Annotated in this window: 16 protein-coding genes and 2 pseudogenes; 12 read left to right on the forward strand and 6 right to left on the reverse strand. The window is 55.1% G+C overall.

Going from position 1 to position 23,103, the window contains the following annotated elements:
- Positions 1 to 38: 38 nt before the first annotated feature.
- On the reverse strand, positions 39 to 3,608 hold the full coding sequence (locus BN348_RS06620; RefSeq protein WP_040197058.1) for an NPCBM/NEW2 domain-containing protein: 3,570 nt from the start codon (positions 3,606 to 3,608) through the stop codon (positions 39 to 41).
- Between the two features lie 1,132 nt (positions 3,609 to 4,740).
- Complete coding sequence (locus BN348_RS06625) at positions 4,741 to 5,226, reverse strand: cupin domain-containing protein (RefSeq protein ID WP_082020836.1); 486 nt, start codon at positions 5,224 to 5,226, stop codon at positions 4,741 to 4,743.
- 508 nt (positions 5,227 to 5,734) lie between these two features.
- Here BN348_RS06625 and BN348_RS06630 point away from each other — a divergent pair.
- Both BN348_RS06630 and kdpA read left to right on the forward strand, forming a co-directional pair.
- Entirely contained in the window at positions 5,735 to 5,923 is a 189-nt protein-coding gene (locus tag BN348_RS06630; RefSeq protein ID WP_040197059.1) for a hypothetical protein, read from the forward strand.
- A gap of 190 nt (positions 5,924 to 6,113) precedes the next feature.
- Positions 6,114 to 7,929, forward strand: a pseudogene (gene kdpA, locus BN348_RS06635) (potassium-transporting ATPase subunit KdpA).
- 273 nt (positions 7,930 to 8,202) lie between these two features.
- Here the strand turns inward: kdpA and BN348_RS14300 are convergent.
- A complete protein-coding gene (locus tag BN348_RS14300) occupies positions 8,203 to 8,328 on the reverse strand; it encodes a hypothetical protein (protein ID WP_278247742.1) in 126 nt (41 codons plus the stop codon).
- Here BN348_RS14300 and kdpB point away from each other — a divergent pair.
- From kdpB to BN348_RS06660, 5 genes are all read left to right on the forward strand, one after another.
- Entirely contained in the window at positions 8,311 to 10,386 is a 2,076-nt protein-coding gene (gene kdpB / locus BN348_RS06640; protein ID WP_040197072.1) for a potassium-transporting ATPase subunit KdpB, read from the forward strand. The genes BN348_RS14300 and kdpB overlap by 18 nt on opposite strands.
- 239 nt (positions 10,387 to 10,625) lie before the next feature.
- The gene (kdpC, locus tag BN348_RS06645) at positions 10,626 to 11,231 is read left to right on the forward strand and encodes a potassium-transporting ATPase subunit KdpC (RefSeq protein WP_040197060.1); all 606 of its coding nucleotides are present in this window, start codon (positions 10,626 to 10,628) and stop codon (positions 11,229 to 11,231) included.
- Positions 11,232 to 12,068: 837 nt separating this feature from the next.
- Positions 12,069 to 14,762, forward strand: coding sequence for a sensor histidine kinase (locus tag BN348_RS06650; protein ID WP_040197061.1), 2,694 nt, complete (start codon positions 12,069 to 12,071; stop codon positions 14,760 to 14,762).
- Positions 14,759 to 15,064, forward strand: coding sequence for a hypothetical protein (locus BN348_RS06655; protein WP_040197062.1), 306 nt, complete (start codon positions 14,759 to 14,761; stop codon positions 15,062 to 15,064). The genes BN348_RS06650 and BN348_RS06655 overlap by 4 nt, the downstream gene beginning before the upstream one ends.
- Positions 15,036 to 15,737 carry a response regulator gene (locus BN348_RS06660; protein ID WP_040197063.1) on the forward strand — a complete coding sequence of 234 codons (702 nt, stop codon included), beginning with the start codon at positions 15,036 to 15,038 and terminating at the stop codon, positions 15,735 to 15,737. The genes BN348_RS06655 and BN348_RS06660 overlap by 29 nt, the downstream gene beginning before the upstream one ends.
- A gap of 323 nt (positions 15,738 to 16,060) precedes the next feature.
- Here the strand turns inward: BN348_RS06660 and BN348_RS06670 are convergent, their stop codons facing one another.
- The 3 genes from BN348_RS06670 to BN348_RS06680 all read right to left on the reverse strand — a co-directional run bounded on the left by BN348_RS06670 (position 16,061) and on the right by BN348_RS06680 (position 17,868).
- The gene (locus BN348_RS06670) at positions 16,061 to 16,672 is read right to left on the reverse strand and encodes a type 1 glutamine amidotransferase family protein (RefSeq protein WP_040197065.1); all 612 of its coding nucleotides are present in this window, start codon (positions 16,670 to 16,672) and stop codon (positions 16,061 to 16,063) included.
- Between the two features lie 229 nt (positions 16,673 to 16,901).
- Complete coding sequence (locus tag BN348_RS06675; RefSeq protein WP_156136445.1) at positions 16,902 to 17,111, reverse strand: hypothetical protein; 210 nt, start codon at positions 17,109 to 17,111, stop codon at positions 16,902 to 16,904.
- 151 nt (positions 17,112 to 17,262) lie between these two features.
- Positions 17,263 to 17,868, reverse strand: coding sequence for a hypothetical protein (locus BN348_RS06680; RefSeq protein WP_040197067.1), 606 nt, complete (start codon positions 17,866 to 17,868; stop codon positions 17,263 to 17,265).
- 62 nt (positions 17,869 to 17,930) lie between these two features.
- On the opposite strand from BN348_RS06680, the gene BN348_RS13890 reads away from it, so the two are divergent.
- From BN348_RS13890 to BN348_RS13895, 5 genes and pseudogenes are all read left to right on the forward strand, one after another.
- Entirely contained in the window at positions 17,931 to 18,278 is a 348-nt protein-coding gene (locus BN348_RS13890) for a hypothetical protein (RefSeq protein WP_156136446.1), read from the forward strand.
- Positions 18,279 to 18,446: 168 nt separating this feature from the next.
- Positions 18,447 to 20,780, forward strand: coding sequence for an anaerobic ribonucleoside triphosphate reductase (locus BN348_RS06690; protein ID WP_040197069.1), 2,334 nt, complete (start codon positions 18,447 to 18,449; stop codon positions 20,778 to 20,780).
- Positions 20,781 to 20,967: 187 nt separating this feature from the next.
- Entirely contained in the window at positions 20,968 to 21,477 is a 510-nt protein-coding gene (gene nrdG / locus BN348_RS06695; RefSeq protein WP_040197070.1) for an anaerobic ribonucleoside-triphosphate reductase activating protein, read from the forward strand.
- Between the two features lie 13 nt (positions 21,478 to 21,490).
- Positions 21,491 to 22,015, forward strand: coding sequence for a GNAT family N-acetyltransferase (locus BN348_RS06700; protein ID WP_052446782.1), 525 nt, complete (start codon positions 21,491 to 21,493; stop codon positions 22,013 to 22,015).
- Positions 22,016 to 22,507: 492 nt separating this feature from the next.
- Positions 22,508 to 23,103, forward strand: a pseudogene (locus BN348_RS13895) (collagen-like protein); the annotation flags it as partial.

Consider the following 23,103-nt stretch of genomic DNA (forward strand, 5'->3'; position numbering starts at 1 on the left):
GGTTTTTGTTAGGGGTATCTATTTATGGAATGGTCTTGTTATCGGGTTATTTCCAGCTTCCAGTTCAGTAGGTCGAGGACGTTCACTCTGCCGTCGCCATTGTAATCGGCCAGTGTGAACTGTTCCGGTGTAAACGATATGACGCCGCTGATATAGTCTTTGATCATCTGAAGGTCTCTCTGGTCCAGCACGCCGTCCGCGTTCACATCGCCCCCAACGACGTTCAGCTTCCTGACAGCCTCTCTCAAATCCGCTTCCGCTGCGTCCGCTTCCGCCTGAGAAACGTCCTGTCTTGCAAAGACGTCCACAGCCGCATCAAATGCCGCCTTGAAGTCCGCCCATCTGCCCGGCGCGTAGTCGTTTTCATCCAGCAGCTGTCCGAGCATGATGGCACCCGCCAATCCGGATTTATCCACGACGATCTTCGCCGCCTCAAATTCCGTGATAGCCTGCTGCAGCTCACTGCAGGCCGCTCCAAGCTGGATGCCGGTGGCATTTTCGTCATCCGCCACCGCCTGTGCTTTGACGATCGCCGCAAGGAACGCTTCACGCGCGGATCCCGGCGTCTGTCCATCCAGTTCGCCTTCGACCGACGCGCTGTACAGCGCGTCTGCCCGGTCGATGATCTTCCGGAGCGGTTCGCTGGATGGAACCAGTCTCGGCTGAACCCAGCAGGCGTGGTCATAGGTGGTGCCGTCTCCGTTGTCGCCCACAACCAGCTTGAGCACGTCGTAGCCCGCCAGCGGGATGCTCAGATCCTCGATGCCGGTTGTGCGGTCCATGTATGTTTCATACAGCAGCACGTCGTCGCCCCATACCTGGTAGACGACCGTACCGCCGGAGGTCTTGCCGTCGTTGACGATCTCATCGCCGATGCCGATCTTCGCGGTGAAAAGGCCGCTCGCTCCGTTGATATAGTATGCCACAACGGACGGCGCGTTGACGCCGTAGCCGTCATCCAGTCCGCCGTATTCAACGCCGCCGAGGGTCAGCACCGCATCGAAGCGGTCGATGGTTTTGCCATCCTCGATGGTGTTCCAGTAGCTGTTGCCGTACATCCAGTTGCGGGTGGTCAGCGGGCCTTCGGTGACGACCGCCGGCTCATAGGCCTTGATCCGCGGGTCGATCCAGTCGGCATGGTCGTAATTCTTGTTGCCGAGGTCGTCGACGACCAGCCGCAGGAAATTGTGGCCGATCAGATTGACCTCGATGCTCTGCGCCGCCTGCTTCCAGGTCATATTGCCGCTGTCGAACAGCAGCTCATCGTCACCGTATACGCGGTAGGAATGCTTGCAGCTGGCGGAACCGGAATCGTCGTCCGCCCCGCACAGTGCCGTGAAGGTCACGTTGCGTCCGCCGATGTAGTAAACCAGTTCGGACGGCGCATGGGTGCCGATGCCAGTATCGTAGACGGTGCCCGCGATGGTCAGCCTGTTGCCGTTTATCGAACGGTCCTGACGGATGGTGCCCCATCCGGCTTTGCCGGACACCCAGTTTCTGATGGTCAGCGGACCGTCCGGCAGCGGCGTGAGCCCCTCGGTTGAGGTGACCGAAACGACCGTGTCGAAGCGCAGGGTTGTAATCTCCCCATCGTCTTCATACAGAAGATCGGCCGATATGGTGATCGGCTGGCTGCTCACAGCAGTTTTCGGCGCGGTGATCTCCCACTGTGCATGGAGCACATCACCCAGCGCAAGGCCGGAACCGGCCGTCGAGGTCAGCGGGCGCGCTGTGAAGCCTTGCGGCAGATTGAGCTTCAGGCCAACGGTTCGGACATCGAGCATACCACCGTTCACAAACTTCGCGGAGATGACCGCCTTTTCGCCGGACATGAGCTTGTTTTTGCTGATATTGCCGAGCAGGTATGCGCCCTTCTGCGCGTTTTCGCTCGGTTCGATGACGTACATCTTGACGCCGTGGGATGGGACGGTATCGATCAGCGCGGCGGCATCCTTTTCGATATTTTTGCCGTCCGCATCCTTCTCCCAGACATCCTTGACGTGGTAGACATAGGTTTTCGGCAGGTCAAAGTGGCGTTCAAAATATTCCGCGTCCTTCTCCCTGACCATCTCGCCGAGACGGGAAAGCTCCACGCTCATGGCGGCCGGCTCCTCGGCGCGGTTCAGCATGACCAGCGCGGCGCGTCCGCCCGACAGCGGTTTGACCAGATATTCCTGATCGCCGTCGTCCTGGTATTTGATGCCCTGGATGCCTTTGGGATCCTGATTGACCGCAATGGCTTCCTCATTTTTAATGATCTCCAGGATGTCCTCGCGGTCGTCGAGCAGCCGCAGGTCGTTTCCAAGGATCAGCGGGGAGGCCATTTCGCACCACAGCGAGAAGTGCGCGATGTTCTCATCCCTTGTCAGGCTGCCGTTGCCGACCTCCAGCATATCCGGGTCGTTCCAGCCGATATGCTCCGCGCCGTCATAGCGGCCGGCATACCGGTACAGGTTTACATTGACATCATAGATGCTCATAACCGAGCTCCAGCTTGCGCTGATATCGCCGGTGGTTCTCCAGAGGTTGCCGGTTTCACCGCCCCAAATCCAGGGCTGGCGGCCGCCCCATTCGCAGATGGAGAAGCAGATCGGCCTGACGGGCGTCGGTATGCCTGTCAGCGTTTCCTGTTCCGCCGCGTACCTTTCGGCTGCGTTCATCAGGTTGTCGCGCATGATGCCGTAGTTGTAACGGGCGGTATCGTAATTCCGGTTGGAGGTCCGTATCGGGTTGTAGAAACGAAGGGTGTTCTCACCCGCTTTGAGCTGCAGTATCGCCGCGCCACGGCTGCCCGGAGCGCCGCCGGTGGCGTTGGTCGCCGGAAGCATCATGCGGTATGGGTGCACGCTGTCTCCGTTGATGTCGATAAACATCGGAACCTCGGTGCCGCTCGGTTTTTTATAGAAGTCGAGGTTCAGCGCATAGGCTCCATCCTCGGGAACGGTAACCGTGAAGGTCGCGGAGCCGACATCCTCACCCAGTCCGTCGATGTAGCTGGTGCCGACCAATCTGGCGGTGCCCTCAAGCTGCGCTGCGGCTGCCTTATATTCGTAGATTTCTGTTCCGGGTGTGTTCGGCTTGCCGATTTTGATGCCGTAGATGCCGTACGCCGTTGTGGACAGCTGTACATTGTGGCAGTAATCGTACTTGAAGTAGTCGATTCCCCACTCCGCAAAGCTCGCCGCATCCTGCAGCTCGCGAAATTCGGATGCCGGCAGGTCCTGACAGGTGAACAGGCCGTTCGAGGTGTAAAGCCCGATCTTCAAATCCCGGTCATGCACGTAATCCGCCAGCCATTTCATGCCGTGCGGGAAGCGCAGCGGGTCGTTCTGGAGCCTGTCGTTGACATCCCTTTCGGAGGACTGCCAGTTATCGTCGAGATTCACGTACTCGTATCCCACGTCCCGCAGGCCGTGTCTGATCATGGCGTCGGCCGTATCCTTGATCAGCTCTTCATCGATGTTCGCATGGAACGCATTCCAGCTGGACCAGCCCATCGGCGGCGTTTCAGCCACACCGTTGTCGTGCGCGCCGACACCGGACGACAGCATGCAGGCGGTCAGCAGGACCGCAGATAATCCTGTGACGATCTTCATGGTCTTTTTCATTGCTCGTTCCCTCCTCTTTTTGGATTGCAGATGACGGGAAGCGTATACAACTTGTTTATGTTACGATATACTCATGTTAAACACACAACTTCGAGATACGCATCCTGATTATTCAATTTTATTTTACCACTTCTAAAACAAATTGTAAATATGCAACTTGACTATATTTTCCCTCTGTTTTTTGTATGGTTTCGTCCTGTTGATATAAATGACCTGATCACGGCCTTTCTGTGAAATTCCTGCGCATCGCTTCACTGCATCCGCCCACACACTTCTCCAATGATGTCATAAGGGACAGATGCGGGCCTTCCTTGAAAAAACGGTGATTGGTGCATCTGCGAAGTGCTTGTCCGGAGAGATCCCTTCCATAAAAATAGAACAGCGTTGCACAGCATCATGCTGTGCAACGCTGTTCTATTCTGTTTAAAATTTTCTTATCAATCTTGGAATTCCAAGTCTCTGCTCCAGTTTAAGACGGCCGTATTCCCCTTTTCTGTGTACTAAGGCGGCGAAAAACGTGGATTCTCATATCCATCGGCCGCTTCTGGATTTACGATGGATATCAAACCGCACTTCATCTGTCCTTACATGACCATGCGGCAGCACCGCATTCGGTGTGCAAGCAGGATCCTCTATAAAAAGACCATAAATATAAGGGGAATACCCGCCGCAGCCGTGTACTCGCCTTTCGTTTAGCGACAACAAGCCTGTACGAATAGAACGCTTGGTTCCGAACGTACCCTCTGCCGGCAGACAATGTCCACATAACACCGCATGTATTGACGCAGGCAATGGCAGCGCAAAGAGTGTTCCGGCCAGAATACCAAATCGTCCAGCCCACATCCGTTTTTGTTTTCAGCACAGCTTGCCGTCATAACGCCGCTATCCGACAGCTGCCAATGCATTGTGACCTCAACCCTCAGCCCGCAACGCTTATATCGCCAGCCCATAAATATGGACTTCCCGGAATCAGCCGCAATGTCATGGCAGTACATGGATGTACCGGAATCAGCCGCTGGGTCATGGCAACACATGAATATGTCTCGAAATCAGCTGCAATGTCATGGCAGCACTCTGGCAGGGAGAACAAAAGGCTCTGTCAATATAGTTTGTCAAGGAATTCCTCTGCGCCTTATCTCAGTTTCGCGTATACCTCCTCCGCTACAGGCTCCAGCCACTGAACGGGACCCATTTGGGCATTGGTTTCTATGGAGAGATGTGTAAACCAGCTGTCAGGCGCCGCGCCATGCCAATGCCTGATACCGGCCGGGATGACCACCACATCTCCGGGATGCAGTTCCCTTGCTTCCCGGTTCCATTCCTGATAGTACCCGCGGCCTGCGGTGACCAGAAGAATCTGGCCGCCCGGATGCTTATGCCAGCTGTTGCGGCAGCCGGGCTCAAAGGTCACATTTCCGATCGGGCAATTCGCAGGCTCGCCCGGCTCCACCAGCATATGAAGCCAGGCCGTCCCGTTGAAATTGTCGCTTTCCATCCTGTTTCCTTTTGGAAATATTGTGTTTTCATTCAGATCGCCTATGACACTCACTCCTTTCTGTATCGGCAGAACTGCTTCGTATTCGCTGTATGGCCGATGAACCTGGCTTGAATCTTCCATCCGGCCTTGCTCCCTCATCCGCTTTCATAAAGCCGGATATACTTGGGCCATACGTCCGCAAAGCTGCTCCCATTCCGATGCAAGCAGGGCTTTTTACATAAAAAATATCCTGAACCGCTCTTTAGCCGGGCGTCACCTTCAAAATCATGAAAGCATGGCGAATACCTGTATTCCGTTTGCCGGCTTTCTCTGCCCTGCACCAACAGCGTAACACCTGGAGTGGACTCCATGTCAAGCTATTTCATAAAAAGTTAAATTTTCCGGGTTTCATCATGGAAACGGCCCTCTCTCAATATGCGGTCCGATCTGCAATTTGGATCACCATGAAAACAAAGACCGCCCTGCCTTTCTGCCGGTCTTTGTCCCTTTCCTCTTCTCGGTTTGCTACCGTAACCTCCCAGCCGGGCAGGAGATATTCATCTTTATGTGTTTTTTATCTTTGCTTCCAGAAGGCTTTTACCATCTTAACAGGACACATGGTACGATATGCTCAGAGGAGGAATGTAACATGACTGGAATCACATTCACCATACATCAAAACAAATACGAGTCCGGCAGGGACTCCAGACAGTTTCTGGCAGCGCATCCCTGTCTGGCACTGATTCTCTTTTTTATCGGCATTCCCCTGCTGATTCTGGCGGCGGTCTTTCTCTGCTGCACGCTGCTCTCCGTTACCGGGCTGCTTGGCTGTGTTTGACATCTTAATGCGGCCTTAATATCAGTGCGCCGATCCTTACACCGTTTTTAAGTGCCGCCGGTTATACTGTTCCTGTAAGGAAAACACAAGGAGGTACATGTATGCAACTCATTGTATCCATCATAGGCATCCTGGCAGTTTTACTGCTGATCTACTATGTCTATATCCTGATGAAGGGAGATGCGCAGCGATGAACACCATTCTGCAGTACATTCTGTATCTTGGCATATTGGTTCTTCTCGCCATACCGCTCGGCGCGTACATCAAAAAGGTGATGAACGGGGAGAAGACCTTTCTCTCCCGCATTCTGACACCGTGTGAAAAAGCGGTATACAGGGTCATGCACGTCAACAGCGATGAGCAAATGGGCTGGAAAAAATACGCCGTCTGTGTGCTGATCTTCTCCGGCATCGGGCTGCTGTTCCTGTTTTTGCTGCAGCTGCTGCAGGGTGCGCTTCCCGGAAACCCGCAGAAGCTCCCGGGCGTTTCGTGGGATTTGTCCTTCAACACGGCCGTCAGCTTTGTCACCAACACCAACTGGCAGGCCTACAGCGGCGAGTCGACGCTCAGCTATCTGACGCAGGCAGTTGGCCTGACCGTTCAGAACTTCGTTTCCGCCGCGACCGGTATTGCCGTCCTGTTTGCGATGATCCGCGGCTTCATCAAGATGAAGGCCGATGGGCTTGGAAGCTTCTGGGTCGATATGACCCGCATCGTCCTGCACATCCTGATCCCGCTGAACCTAGTCATCGCACTCTGCCTTGCCGGCGGCGGCGTCATTCAAAACCTGAAACCGGCCGAAACGGTCTCGCTTGTCGAACCGATCGCGGTCAGCGCAGACGGAGAAATCCTGGAAGACGCCAAAATCGATCCAAATACAAACACCGTCACGCTGGACGGAGAGGTCATAGACGACGCTGAAATCATCACCGAACAGTTTGTGCCGATGGGCCCAGCAGCCAGCCAGGTTGCTATCAAGCAGTCCGGCACCAACGGCGGCGGCTATATGGGCGTCAACTCGGCGCATCCGCTCGAGAACCCGAACGCCTTTACCAATATCATTGAAATGCTGTCCCTGCTGCTGATACCGGCCGCTCTCTGCTTCACCTTCGGACGCAGCGTGAAGAACGAAAAAACAGGGCGCCGCCATCTTTTTAGCTATGTTCATCTGTCTGGCGCTTGCGCTCGGCTGCGTCGCAGTCAACGAGCAGATCGGCACCGCGCAGCTCTCCCAGAACGGCGCGGTCAACCTCTCCGAGGTCCAGCAGGCAGGCGGCAACATGGAGGGCAAGGAAACGCGGTTCGGCATTGCGACCTCTGCAACCTGGGCTACATACACCACCGCGGCCTCCAACGGTTCGGTCAACTCGATGCATGACAGCTACACGCCGCTCGGCGGCATGGTCACCATGCTGCTGATGCAGCTCGGCGAGGTCATCTTCGGCGGTGTCGGCTGCGGCTTATACGGTATGCTGGCCTTTGCCATCCTGACCGTCTTCATTGCCGGGCTGATGGTCGGGCGAACGCCGGAGTTCCTCGGCAAGAAGATAGAGCCATATGAGATGAAGTGGGCGGTCCTGGTCTGCCTGGCGACGCCGATCGCGATTCTGGCAGGCAGCGGCATCGCGGCCATGGTGCCTCAGGTCGCGGACAGCCTGAACAATTCGGGTGCGCACGGCTTTTCGGAGATGCTGTACGCCTATTCATCCGCCGGCGGAAACAACGGTTCAGCTTTCGCGGGCTTCAATGCAAACACCGTCTTCCTGAACATCTCTCTCGGACTGGTGATGCTGTTCGCGAGATTTATCCCAATCATCGGCACGCTGGCCATTGCCGGCAGCCTGGCGGGCAAAAAGAAGATCGCCGCCTCATCCGGCACGCTGTCCACCACCAACGCGATGTTCGTTTTTCTGCTGATTGTCATCGTGCTGCTCGTCGGTGCGCTCAGCTTCTTCCCTGCGCTTGCGCTCGGCCCGCTCGCAGAATTTTTTTCAGGGCTTGCATAACCGGTAGGGCTCAGCCGCTTTCCGGCAGTCTTGTACGATCAACATTTGTTCGTATCCTGTTTTCAGGTGCGGAGAGCATGCGTCCAGCCTGCCGCCCGGCATGGATTTCCCCGGGCAGCCGGATCTCCCCCTTCCGGCTGCCCGTTCCGGAGCGCTGTCACCGGCATTTTAGATGCCGGACTTCATCCGGCTGCAGACGCGCCGCTGATGAGACTCTTGGAAAACCGATTTTCATCGGCCTGTTCCCCGCCGGGGAAATCATTCAAGCAACCTTTACGCCGCTTTTTCACACGGTGTGAGAATGCGGGAGAGAAAGGTCTTCTCCCCGTTCATCACCTTTTCCAGCCGCTTCTTGAGCGGTATCGCATAAGGAGGTATCCGATAGATGGCAACACACACACACCAAACGCCCTTGTTGACAAAAAGATTCTGATAAGGGCCGTGAAAGATTCCTTTGTCAAACTGCACCCCAAAACGCAGGCAAAGAATCCGGTCATGCTCCTGGTATTCATCTCAGCGATTCTGACCACGATTCTCTGGCTGATTTCCCTGTTCGGACTCAAGGACGCATCGTCCGGGTACACCCTGGCAATCGCGGTAATCCTCTGGTTCACCGTGCTGTTCGCAAATTTTGCCGAAGCGATTGCGGAGGGGCGCGGCAAGGCGCAGGCCGATTCCCTGCGCGCAGCCAAGAAGGATGTGGCCGCGCATCAAATTCCGTCGTGCGGACAGCGGGACACCGTTACCGTGGTCCCCTCCACCGCCCTTAAAAAGGGGGACCTCGTCATTGTAAAGGCCGGCGAACAGATTCCGGCGGACGGCGAAGTCATTGACGGCGCCGCGTCGGTGGATGAGAGCGCCATCACCGGTGAATCCGCGCCGGTCATCCGGGAAAGCGGCGGCGACCGCAGCGCCGTGACCGGCGGCACGACCGTTCTCTCCGACTGGATCATCGTACAGGTGACCAGCGAAGCCGGGGAAAGCTTCCTCGATAAGATGATCGCCATGGTGGAGGGCGCATCCCGCAAAAAGACGCCGAATGAAATTGCGCTGCAGATCTTTCTCGTTGCGCTTTCCATCATCTTCATTCTGGTGACGCTGTCCTTATATACCTATTCAATGTTTTCAGCCAATCAGGCCGGCATCCCGAACCCGACCTCGGTCACGACGCTGGTCGCGCTGCTGGTCTGCCTGGCGCCGACCACGATCGGCGCGCTGCTCTCCGCCATCGGCATCGCGGGCATGAGCCGGCTGAACCGGGCGAATGTCCTCGCGATGAGCGGGCGCGCCATCGAAGCCGCCGGCGATGTGGATATTCTGATGCTCGACAAAACCGGCACCATCACGCTTGGCAACCGTCAGGCCTGCGCATTCGTCCCGGTGGACGGCGCTGGCGAGCGGGAGCTTGCCGACGCGGCCCAGCTTTCCTCCCTGGCGGATGAAACACCGGAAGGCCGCAGCGTGGTCATCCTTGCCAAGGAGCAGTTCGGCATCCGGCAGCGGAATCTGGAGGAAAATCATCTCACGTTCATCCCGTTTTCGGCGAAAACCCGCATGAGCGGCGTGAACGACGGGGACACGCAGATCCGCAAAGGCGCTGCCGATTCGGTGAAGGAATACGTTCTTGCGCACGGCGGCAGCTACAGCACAGAATGCGACGAGGCTGTCAAAGAGATCTCCCGGCAGGGCGGAACGCCGCTGGTCGTCGCGAAGAATTTCCGAATTCTCGGCGTCATCCATCTCAAGGACATCATCAAGCAGGGCGTCAGGGAGAAGTTTGCGGATCTGCGCAAGATGGGCATCAAGACCATCATGATCACCGGCGACAACCCGCTGACCGCGGCTTCCATTGCGGCGGAGGCCGGCGTGGACGACTTCCTGGCCGAGGCGACGCCGCAGGGCAAGCTCAAGATGATTCGGGATTTCCAGAGCAAAGGGCATCTGGTCGCGATGACCGGCGACGGCACCAACGATGCGCCGGCCCTCGCGCAGGCGGATGTCGCCGTCGCGATGAACAGCGGCACACAGGCTGCCAAGGAAGCCGGCAACATGGTCGACCTGGATTCCTCCCCAACCAAGCTGATCGACATCGTGCGCATCGGCAAGCAGCTTTTGATGACCCGCGGCAGCCTGACCACCTTTTCAATTGCAAACGACGTCGCCAAGTACTTCGCGATCATCCCGGCGCTGTTTATGGGTCTTTACCCGGGACTTTCAGCGCTCAACATCATGGGGCTGCATTCCCCGCAGAGCGCGGTACTCTCGGCCATCATCTACAACGCGCTGATCATCGTCGCACTGATCCCGCTGGCGCTGCGCGGCGTCAAATACCGTGAGGTTCCGGCCGGAAAGCTTCTGTCGCGCAACCTGCTGATTTACGGCCTTGGCGGGCTTGCCGCCCCGTTTGTCTTTGTCAAGCTGATCGATATGCTGCTGGTTTTCTTCGGCGTCGCATAGACGATACCCCTTAAAGAAGACTGGGCATGATAACCCCGGCAGCCTGGCGCAGCACTAGCAGTGCCGCCGGCGGATCGCGATCCATCACCCTTACGGCATCCATCCTTTATTTGGATTTGATATACACCCCCTTCCGTCCATGCTCCCGGTGCCTTTTGAACAGGTGCCGGGGCGGGGCGGAAAAACAGGGCTTTTATTTTGATTGCTGGATTTAATTTAAGATGACTGGAGGCTTCCTTATGAATACCTTAAAGAAAATTCTGCCGCGGGCGGCTGTGATCTTTCTGATCTTTACGCTGCTGTGCGGCGTGGTATACACAGCTGTGGTGACCGGTGCCGCACAGCTGATCTTTCCCCATCAGGCAAACGGCAGTATCATCGAGGTGGACGGCAAGCGGTATGGGTCCGAGCTGCTTGGACAGCAGTATACCGACGACGCGCACATGTGGGGACGCATCATGAACATCGATGTGTCGACCTATCGGGACCAGGACGGCAAAACCCTGATGTACGCTTCTCCGTCGAACCTGAGCCCGGCCAGCGAGGAGTACGGCGAGCTGGTGGCTGAGCGGGTTGAAAAACTCAGAGCCGCTAATCCCGACGAAGCGAACACCGCTGTACCGGTTGACCTTGTCACCTGCTCCGGCAGCGGCCTGGATCCGCATATCTCCCCTGCGGCAGCCGAATATCAGGTATCCCGGCTTGCAAGGGCCAATCAGATGACCGAGGACGATATCCGGGCAATCATTGACCGGTGCACGGAAGGCCGGTTTCTCGGCCTGTTTGGCGAGGAGACCGTCAATGTGCTGAAGGTCAATCTGATGCTCGACGGCATTTTGAAGTAAGATGTCATCGCCTTTATAAAAAACCGTCTGTCTTCTATAGACGAAAAGGGCATCCGCAATGGATGCCCTTTTTACCCTGTTTTTATCAAAATGCTTTTAGGCGGATGCTGTACCGCTGTATCTCAGCGGCTTTGCTGCGGTCGTCAAGCGGCACTCGGCTAAGTGGTCATGTGCCGCTTTGGCACAGTGGCTTCATAATGACTGCCAAGTGATCCTTGGCCGTGTGGGCGTTACTCTTTTGCCGACCAAAAGAGTAACCAGAAAAGGCCGTTCAAGGGGGCCATACACAGTGCCGCTTCTAGCCAGATGGCCCCCTTGAAAATCCCCTCTGATATCCCGTTTTCCCCTTCGGCCGCCTGCGGGCGGCGTTTTGTTTTGGGCAGGGTGGCTGAACGGCTAGTAAAGGACGCTTACGTTCCCTATTGCCGTCTTGACTGGTACCCTGATCTCCCAAGCTGCTGCGTAAATGATACTTTTGCTGGAAAACGCCGTAGGCGTTATTCCTCTCTGGTGGCAGCGTCAAGCGCGCTATGGGAAGCTTTCCTGGCTCTTAGATTTTATTCAATACACTGGTTTTTACGTCATAATTGATATTCACGGTCTATTGACAAGCTGTAAGGCTTCCGCAGCGGATGCCTCTGTGTTATTTCTGCATGAAAGATGCATTCCGAATGTTTAAAACGGGACGAACCGCTTTGATGTAGTAATCTTCACAAAAATATGCTATCCTATCTTTATGCAATCTTTATACCGACCACCCATTCGCTTACGCGGACTTTAGGCGCGGGATGTTATAATTCTATTAGAAAGATTCTGTTTCTTTATGGGGGTGAAGCCATGTCGGAATTCCGTGCAGATCCGGATGAACTGCTGAAGGCCATCCGGCAGGAGCAGGAACAGAAACGGCAGGGACATTTGAAGATATTTTTCGGCTATGCCGCCGGCGTCGGAAAGACCTATGCGATGCTGAAAGCGGCCCATGCCGCAAAACGCCGCGGGGTTGACGTCGTGGTCGGCTATGTCGAACCGCATGCGCGGCCGCAGACCGCCGCGCTGCTGGGCGGTTTGGAGCTGATCCCGCTTAGAAGCGTACAGCACAGCGGCATCGAACTCCATGAATTCGATCCGGATGCCGTTATGCACCGGATGCCGCAGCTGGTTCTGGTCGATGAGTTGGCCCATACCAATGCATCCGGCAGCCGGCATGCAAAACGCTGTCAGGATGTCGAGGAGCTGCTGAAGGCGGGCATCGACGTTTACACCACGGTAAACGTCCAGCATATTGAAAGTTTATGCGACATGGTCGCTTCGGTCACCGGCGTGGTTGTGCGTGAACGCATTCCCGACCGGGTGTTCGACAATGCCGATCAGGTCGAGCTGGTGGACATCGAGCCGCAGGAGCTGCTTGAACGTTTGAACGCGGGCAAAATCTACCGTGAAACGCAGGCTGAAAGGGCGCTCGAACACTTCTTTACACCCGAAAACCTCGTTGCGCTGCGTGAGATCGCGCTGCGCCGCTGTGCGGACCGGGTCAGCAAGATATCGGACAGCGTACGGATTAAAAACAACAGCGACTATTACACCGATGAACACATTCTGGTCTGCCTGTCCTCCTCCCCCACCAACCCGAAGATCATCCGGACCGCCGCACGGATGGCGGATGCTTTCCGCGGCGGCTTTACGGCGCTGTTTGTAGAAACGCCGGATTTTTCGGCTATGAGCGAGGAGAATAAGAATCGTCTGCGGGCAAACATCCATCTGGCACAGCAGCTCGGCGCGACGATTGAAACGACCTATGGAGACGACGTGGCTTTTCAGATTTCAGAATTTGCCCGCCTGTCCGGCGTCTCTAAAATCGTGGTCGGCAGGCAGGGCGCCAGAAGGAAGCATTTCCTGAGCAAACCCTCGCTGACCGAAAAGCTGATTGCCTATTCGCCGAACCTGGATATCTATATCATCCCCGACCGGAATACAGGCGTCTACCGCGCGCGAAAGGCTAAGCAGAAGAAGGGCCGTTTTGTCCCTGCAGACCTGATCAAAAGCATTCTGGTGCTGATCGCCGCGACATTGATCGGCTGTGCGTTTTTCCTTTGGGGATTCAGTGAGGCCAATATCATCACCATCTATATTCTCGGGGTGCTGATCACCGCGGTCACCACGACACAGCGGATTTACAGCCTGGTTTCCTCGGTCATCAGTGTACTCATCTTCAACTTCTTCTTCACCGATCCCCGCTTTACGCTGAACGCCTATGATTCGGGATATCCGGCAACCTTTTTAATCATGTTTCTCGCCGCGTTCCTGACCGGGTCGCTTGCGGTCAAGATCAAACGGCAGGCCAGACAGGCCGCCCGGACCGCTTATCGCACCAAGGTTCTGCTGGATCTCAACCAGCTTCTGCAGCAGGCGGACGGACGAAGCGGCATCATCTCCTCCACCGCCGGACAGCTCATCAAGCTGCTCGGCCGGGATATTGTCTTCTATCCGGTAAAACAGGGCCGTCTGGAAAAGCCCTGTGTGTTTCCGGCTTCGGAATGCGGATACGAGGAAGAAATCACAAGCGAAAACGAACAGGCGGTGGCGGCCTGGGTGTTCCAGAACAATAAGCACGCCGGCGCAACGACCGGCACGCTGTCCAGCGCAAGATGCCTTTATCTCGCCATCCGGGTCAACAACAGGGTTTACGGGGTTGTCGGCATCGTCATCGATTCCCGGCCGCTCGACGCCTTTGAAAACAGCATTCTGCTGTCCATGCTGGGCGAATGCGCGCTGGCACTGGAGAGCGAGCAGACCGCGAAGGAAAAGGAGGAAGCGGCAATTCTGGCCAAGAACGAGCAGCTGCGCGCCAATCTCCTGCGATCGATCTCACATGACCTTCGCACGCCGCTGACCTCGATTTCCGGCAACGCCGGCGTACTGCTTGCCGACGACGGTTCTCTGAACGCCGATAAAAGGCGTCAATTGTACAGCGACATCTACGATGACGCTCTGTGGCTCATCAATCTGGTCGAAAACCTGCTTTCGGTCACGCGGATCGAGGACGGCACCATGCAGCTGAAATGCGCGGCGGAACTGATCGACGAGGTCATCGACGAAGCGCTGCGCCATGTCAACCGCAAGGCCGCCGAACATCACATCGTACGTCATCAGTCCGACGGCTTCATTCTGGCCAGGATGGACGCGCGGCTCATCATTCAGGTTCTGATTAACATCGTGGACAACGCGGTCAAATACACTTCACAGGGGTCGACCATCTCCATTTCCAGCTTTCAAAAGGACGGCTTTGCAGTCGTGGAGATCGCTGACGACGGGCCGGGGATTCCGGATGAAGCCAAACCGCACATCTTCGATATGTTCTACACCGCTTCCGCCCAGTCGGCAGACAGCCGGCGGGGGCTTGGACTGGGTTTGGCGCTCTGCCGCTCAATTATCCGGGCGCACGGCGGGGAGATCACCGTTCAGGATAACCTGCCGGCCGGGACGCTGTTCCGCTTTACACTCCCGGCGGAAGAGGTCACTCTGCATGAATGAGCACTGAGATTTTTCTAACAGAACCCATCTGGATTTATCAGCAGAAGGCGAAGCGGCGGATTACAGATGGATATCCTCTTTCTTCCGTTCTTTACGCTGCCGTGCCCGGCATCCGGCTTCAAGCTCTTCTTTCGATTGCAGGGAGCATAAAAGTGTTGATACCACTTATGCAGCCTGTGATGAAAAGGCGTGTTTATCTTTGCCCGCATCCGACCACCGGTATATCTTTTACCGACCAAAAACCTATTGTTTCACTGAGGAGGGAATGCTGTCATGAACAAACCATTGATTTTGGTGGTTGAGGATGATGCCGCCATACGCAACCTGATCACCACAACGCTGGAAACCCATGGCTACCGCTATCATGCCGCGCCGAACGGAGAGGCCGCCATCCTGGAGGCGGTTTCGCACAATCCCGATGTCGTGCTGCTCGATTTGGGGCTTCCGGATATCGACGGCGTGGAGATCATCAAAAAGATACGCGGCTGGTCCAATATGCCGATCATTGTCATCAGCGCGCGAAGCGAGGACACCGATAAAATCGATGCGCTGGATGCGGGCGCGGACGACTATCTGACCAAACCCTTCTCTGTAGAGGAGCTGCTTGCCCGGCTGCGCGTAACGCTGCGCCGGTTAAATTTTATGCAGAACCGCACTGGTTCCGATATGCCGATATTTGTCAACGGCGGACTGAAAATCGACTATGCCGCCGGATGTGTGTTTCTGAATGGCAGCGAACTGCATTTGACTCCAATTGAATATAAACTGCTGTGTTTATTGTCCCACAACGTCGGAAAGGTTTTAACCCACACCTTTATCACCCGGGAAATCTGGGGAAGCTCATGGGACAACGATGTTGCGTCACTGCGTGTCTTTATGGCGACGCTGCGCAAAAAAATCGAGAAGGACACCTCCGCGCCGCAGTATATCCAGACGCATATCGGTGTTGGGTACCGTATGCTGAAGGTCGAATGACTGTAAAACAGAATCGTTTCGCCCCGATATCCGCTCTGGACGTGCGTAACCATCAAATGGCTGCACATCTTTCAGGTTGAAATCCCCCACGCTTCATGCCGCTTTTTTCATGAAGATACTGAGAAGCTGCATAGAAACGGTATGCAATATTTTACCACCGAAAAAACGGATGCGTATTCTCAAGCCTGACCGGCTGAAATACGCATCCGTTTTTCTATGGACAACATACGTGCACAGGGCGTTACTGCCATTCCAAAAGAACATCACACCGATAAGCTGATGCTCATACGATTGTCCTTGCAGATAGACTGGCGTGGGAATTTTCACGAAGCGTCCTGCATGTTTGGCATAGGCGCATTGTAGCATCCAAGCTTGTAAAAGTTATACCATTCCGAAATTTTGTTTTCAGGTGCAATATCCAAGGCGGTCAGAACCTCCTTGGCAAATTCCAAAGGCGCCGTGCCATTGGCTGTTACGATATTGTTATCCCTCACAGCGTGCTGCATCACATAATTGTCTTCTCCGGTGTATGCATCCCCTGCCCACCTTTTCAGGTCACCTATATCATTGCATGTGTGTCTGACATGGTTTAAAACACCGATGGTTCCCAGGAAAGCCGAAGCGTCACAGATGCCTCCCAAAACCTTGCCTCCTCTTAAAGCATCCTGCACCAGGGGCTTGACCCGACGTGCTTCCTCGCTTCTCCATGACATTCCGCCAACCAGAATCAGTCCCTCATAATCCGCCGGCGTTGTATGGATATCATAATCCGGCAAAACCGTAAAGCCCCCTATGGACCGAACGCTGTCCTTCGTCAAGGAGACTGTTTTCACCGCATATCGATCCTGCCCGAAAGCGGCAATCCATGACGACACATAAGCGGCTTCCCAGTCAGCGTATTGATCCAATATAAAAAACAATATGGGTTTCTTCATCTTATATCCTCTTTTCATAAAATCATTTGTGTATTAAAAAAGCAATACAGCCGGCGTCCCATAATACCTGTTATTGTTTATAGGATGAACTGCCCCTGTTGTCTCCGCATAAAGATACGCTGCTTATCTTCCCATAAACCGGGGGGCGCAGTTTTCCTTAAGTTTTGGATTCACACCCGGTACATGTTCTCTGTCTTCTGCGCTCATGACATCCATTGGTATTTTAGAATCACATATTGCCGCCAGAGCTTGATCTTCCCATGATTAGCCGCCACTTTCCATGCGGCAGACAGATGCCGGAAGTGTCGTTTATCCGATGTGATATTTCCTTTACAGGTTTCGCTTGCAAATTCCAAAGGACAAGTCCACCATCTTTCATCGCATCTTTTCCACGCATTTCCATTGCGTACATGCCAATGAACAGATGATCATCTGCCATACTTGCATCCATGCGGTCAACATCATGACGGCTGACTGCTTCTCAAACTGCGGAACGATATCCTTATTTATCAAACAGTCCTCCCATTACAGTGACAAGCCCTGTTGGACTGGTTGGTTTTATGGTCTGAAACGCGGCCTTGTTTGGCATATCACCTCTCAACCGAAACAAACGGCGGGAAGACATCGGCAGAAGGGCTGCGCCGCATGGATTTCGTATCGACATGAAAACATCTGCCGTTATATTCATAGTGCAGCTTTCCATCTTCCACAAAGAACCGGTGATCTGATTGGAACGCAACCGGTTTAAAACATCCATCCTGTATGGGCTGGTCGCGGTATAATACCTGGTCTTCCTTCAACCTCAGCACATCCCGCTCAAGACGCACATCATAGATGCCGCTCACAACGGCCTCCGCCGCAACCTCCTTACCTGAAGCCGATATGAAACGAAAGAGCCCTGTCAGACCGCCCGTACTTTTCCGCTTTGCCAGTTCAAAACGGAATAAAGCCACGCCGCTGAAATTCTTTCGCAGCGTTTCACGCTGTCCATCCTTTCCCAACAGCCAGATCTTTTCGTTGGATACGACAAACATATCCAGCTGCAGGCCGCTTTGGGAATATTTCAGATTGGAAAAGGATATCTGGTCGGCGTACACGCCCTGCAAAGCGCCATCCTCCAGCTCATAAACCAATTCTTTTGTATACAGCGTCCTGCCATCCACGTTTTTTTCCAGGAAATTTATGATATCATGCATGTTCAGCCACCCTTACATCTTATTTTCTACATGATACCATATAAAACAGGACAATGTATGTCATGTTTTATCCTCTTTTTTATCATCCATATTCCAACCGTTCGGTATACCGGCCCGTCTGCATCCATGTCAAACGAATCGGCGCACCGTCCATTTATAGCATCATTCGCTTCTTCGGAAAGAATGGTGCCTATTCTGCTCCATCTTTTTTGAATTCGCCGCAGGTTGTGACATTTTTCTACAGCATCCGTGCATTCCATCCATTTCCATATGCCTGTCCCATTGTAAAAAGACCCCGAAATTATGAAGAAACAAAAAACTTTGCCGGAATTCTGCGCCGAAGTTTTCAACCGCTTCGCAGAATATCCCTTTGGCTGGATCCTGCAAAACCGCCCCAGGCCGATGCTTGAGGTATTGTGTCTTTTCCACTGCTTTTCCACGCGGCGGATTGGAAAAATAATTTCATAGCAATCGCCTTTTTCTGACTTTTTTTGAGATTGACGCGCTACAAGATATGGTGTATAATGAGTGAGCTAAACAAGATTAAACTATATATTGTGTTTGAGAGGATGTAGCAGATGATCACAAAAATCAAGAAAAGGGACGGCAGAGAGGTCCCGTTCAACATAGAAAAGATCTCCAACGCCATCTTCCGGGCGGCACAGGCTACCGGCGGAAGGGACTATGACACCGCGTTTGCGCTTGCGCAGCAGGTGGTGGACTACATGGAGAAGAAGCAGACGCCGATTCCGACGGTCGAGCAGATTCAGGACGCCGTGGAAAAGGTTCTGGTTGAGAGCGGACACGCGCGCACCGCGAAGGAATACATCCTGTACCGGTCGCAGCGCACCCGCATCCGTGAAATGAACACAAGGCTGATGAAGGTCTACGAGGATCTCACCTTTAAGCCGGCTGCCGAGAACGACATCAAGCGTGAGAACGCAAACATCGACGGCGACACCGCCATGGGCACAATGCTGAAATACGGCTCGGAGGGCGCCAAGCAGTTCTACGAGATGTTCATTCTCGACCCGAAGCACGCGAAAGCGCACCGCGACGGCGACATCCACATACACGATATGGACTTTTTAACGCTGACAACCACCTGCTGCCAGATCGACATCGACAGGCTGTTCGAGGGCGGCTTCTGCACCGGACATGGATTCCTGCGGGAGCCGAACGACATCCAGAGCTATTCGGCGCTGGCCTGTATCGCCATCCAGTCCAACCAGAACGACCAACACGGCGGCCAGAGCATCCCAAACTTCGACTATGGTATGGCGAAGGGCGTGGCGAAGACCTACCGGAAGCTCTACCGCAAAAACATGGCGAAATCGTTGGAGCTGCTTTGCGGCATCGAGGATGCACAGCAGCTCACCAAGGATATCCAGGCGCAGATACTCGAAGAAACCGGGCTCTCTCCGGTTCTCTCCAACAACAACCGCTACTGCCAGGAGGAACAGCGCATTTTGGAGGATAAAGGCATTGACGCCGATATCATTCAGCGGATTCAGAAGTTTTCCCTGGAAAACGCGGTCAAAGAGTGTGACCGCGCAACCTATCAGGCCATGGAAGCGCTGGTACATAATCTGAACACGATGCACTCGCGCGCCGGCGCACAGATCCCGTTCAGCTCGATCAACTACGGCATGGACACTTCCCCGGAGGGCCGCATGGTCATCCGCAACGTCCTGCTTGCCACCGAAGCGGGGCTTGGCAACGGCGAGACACCGATCTTCCCAATCCACATCTTCAAGGTCAAGGAGGGCGTCAACTACAATCCGGGGGAACCGAACTACGATCTGTTCAAGCTGGCCATGCGCGTTTCGGCCAAACGGCTCTTCCCGAACTTCTCGTTCATCGACGCGCCGTTCAACCTCCAATACTACAAGCCGGGCGACCCCAACACCGAAATCGCCTATATGGGTTGCCGGACGCGCGTCATGGCAAACCATTACGATCCGGACCAGGAGAAGGTTTTCGGACGCGGCAACCTCTCGTTCACTTCGGTCAACCTGCCGCGCATCGCCATCAAGGCGAACGGCGACATCGACGTCTTCTTCGAGGACCTGGACCGCAAAATCAAGCTGATTGTCAACCAGCTGCTGGCGCGGTTCAACATCCAGGCCGCCAAGAAGGTGCGCAACTATCCGTTCCTGATGGGTCAGGGCGTCTGGCTCGGCTCCGACAAGCTCGGTCCGGACGACGAGGTGCGCGAGGTGCTCAAGCACGGCACGCTGACACTCGGCTTCATCGGCCTTGCGGAGGCGCTCAAGGCGCTGGTCGGCAAGCACCATGGCGAAAGCGCCGAGTCGCAGAATCTCGGTCTCGAAATTGTCGGCTTTATGCGTAAACGCATGGATGAGGCGACCGAACGCTACGGCCTGAACTTCTCATTGATCGCCACGCCGGCAGAGGGCCTTTCCGGCCGGTTTGTCGGCATCGACCGCGAACGGTTCGGCGTGATCGAAGGCGTCACCGACCGGGAGTACTATACCAACTCCTTCCACGTGCCGGTGTATTATCCGGTTTCGGCCTTTGAAAAGGTCAAACTGGAAGCGCCGTATCACGCGCTGACCAACGGCGGCCACATCTCCTACATTGAGCTGGATGGGGACCCATGCAACAACCTGGAAGCATTTGAACAGGTGGTACGCTGCATGAAGGAATCCGGCATCGGCTACGGTTCGATCAACCATCCGGTCGACCGCGACCCACTGTGCGGCTATACCGGCATCATCGGCAACGAGTGCCCGCAGTGCGGACGCCGGGAGGATGAGGGCGACGTCGGATTTGAGCGGATACGCCGCATCACCGGCTATCTTGTCGGCACGCTGGACCGCTTCAACAACGCCAAGAAAGCCGAGGTTTCCGACCGCGTCAAGCATGACACGCATCTGGAACAGCTTTAACCCAAACGCTATTGGGACGGATCACTCTTGTCGATGCGTCCATATACATATCGCTTCTCCCCTGTTCATTCGGGAGCCGGGGAACCGCATTAAAACAGATCTGCCGTATGGCGATCGCTGCGGTCAGGACTGTGCCGGAGTTGGCAAACAGTCCTGACCGGTCATCATTTGGAAGGAGTCTTCAACGATGCAGGACACACTGCGCATTGCCGGCGTTATCAGGGAATCGATCGTGGACGGGCCGGGACTGCGCTACACGATCTTCACACAGGGCTGCCCGCACCGCTGCCGCGGCTGCCATAATCCGCAGACACACGATCCGTGCGGCGGCAAAGCGGTATCCATCGACCGTATTGCGGCCAGCGTCTTTCAAAATCCGCTGCTTGCAGGCGTCACCTTCAGCGGCGGAGAACCTTTTTTACAGCCCGAACCCCTTTATTATCTGAGCCTGCGGCTTCATGAAAAGGGGCTCAATATCTTCTGCTACACCGGCTATCGGTATGAGGAGCTGCTCGAAATGGCGAAGGCCGATGTGTTTATTGGGAAGCTGCTCGAACAGATCGATGTGCTGGTCGACGGACGTTTTACCGAGAAGGAACGAGATCTGACCCTTAAATTCCGCGGCAGCCGAAACCAGCGGCTGATCAACGTCCCTTCCAGCCTGCGCAGGAAGACGGTGGTCAACCTGACCATGTGAGGAGGAATTACGCTTGCAGTTTCACATCCATACTGCCGACTGCAGCCATCCGGATTTCATCCGTTTGGTCGAGCTGCTGGACGCGGGATACTATGAACAATATGGAGCGGTTTCGCTGCAGTATCAGCCCTTCAACACGTTGGAGGATATCCGCGATGTCATATTGATTTATGACGGCGCAAAGGCGGTTGCCTGCGGCGGCATCCGCAGACACGACGAGGACACCGCTGAGGTCAAACGGGTGTTTGTACATCCGGATTACCGGCGTCAGGGGCTTGGCTCACTGGTCATGCGGCAGCTGGAAAAGCTGGCTTTCAAGCGGGGGTATCGTCGGGTGATTCTGGAAACAGGAAAAGATATGCTGCCCGCGGTTAAGCTGTATACCACTCTGGGATACTGCCTGATGGAGCCTTTTGGGCCTTATGTGGGCGATGAGCTTGTCTGCTGCATGGAGAAAATGTTGGCGCATACAGATGAAGCCCGCGTGCATCCTTCTGGATACAACAAAATCATGCCGCGTTCAGAACAGAACTCATAAATGATATGTTTTATTCCCTTGCCACAGGAAATATTGCCAAAAAGTCTTCGGAAACGCCGAAGACTTTTTTGATGTCTCTCTGCGTCCGATCATACGCGCTATACCTTTTTCGTGTATTGACTTCCGGCATTCAGGTTTTGAAGTAAACGGTGAAACCGGAAGGTGCACAGTATGCGGAGCTTTGCAGTGGAACCGGGTGCATACACCAAATCAGAGGATCCATACCGGTCTTTTGATCATTACGGCACCCTTGAACTGATCAGTTTACGCCTGAAATACTCAGATCGGGATTTTAAGCGCCTATCGGTTTACTCGATGCGATAAAAAATGTCTTCGGAAAATTCCGAAGACATTTTTTATCTTCACAAATACTGTTGTGGAAATATCCTCATAATCTGCCACTGGATTTCATATTTTTATAGTAAACAGAGCGATTATGCCATTATGCGGTAAAACCGTCCTGTAAAGATGTCAGCAAAGGAGCTGCTGCCTATGAAGCAATCCTCTTATGATCAGGTCTATTGCTCCCAATGCGGATGCGCTATGGGAGAATGCACCTGTCATGTACCACACTATGTCTACTGCTGTCCGCCAAGCTGCCCGCCGGGTCCGTCGGGAACATCGTGTGCCACTGGACCGACAGGGCCGCAGGGCGTCCCCGGCCCTGCCGGACCGGCCGGGGCGCAGGGTGTTCCAGGCGCAACCGGACCAATGGGCCCGGTCGGACCTGCCGGACCGCGCGGAAATTCCGGCAACCGCGGATTCAGCGGCCCAGAGGGGCCGATCGGGCCGCAGGGGCCGCGCGGAATGGCCGGACCACAGGGACCGCGCGGGATGACCGGGGCAACCGGTCCGACCGGGCCGCAGGGCCTGCAGGGGGCGACCGGACCGCAGGGCAGCGCCGGTGTCCGCGGCCTGCGCGGTCCAACCGGTGCACAGGGCACCACCGGCATCACCGGCGCAACCGGACCTGCAGGCCCGCAGGGACCTCAGGGGGATCCTGGAGCCGAAGGAGCCATCGGACCGGCCGGGCCGCAGGGACCGCAGGGCGCAACCGGCGCAACCGGACCACAGGGGCCGCAGGGCAT

The organism is Candidatus Soleaferrea massiliensis AP7 (assembly GCF_000820765.1).
In the GTDB taxonomy this organism is placed as follows: Bacteria; Bacillota; Clostridia; order Oscillospirales; family Ruminococcaceae; genus Soleaferrea; species Soleaferrea massiliensis.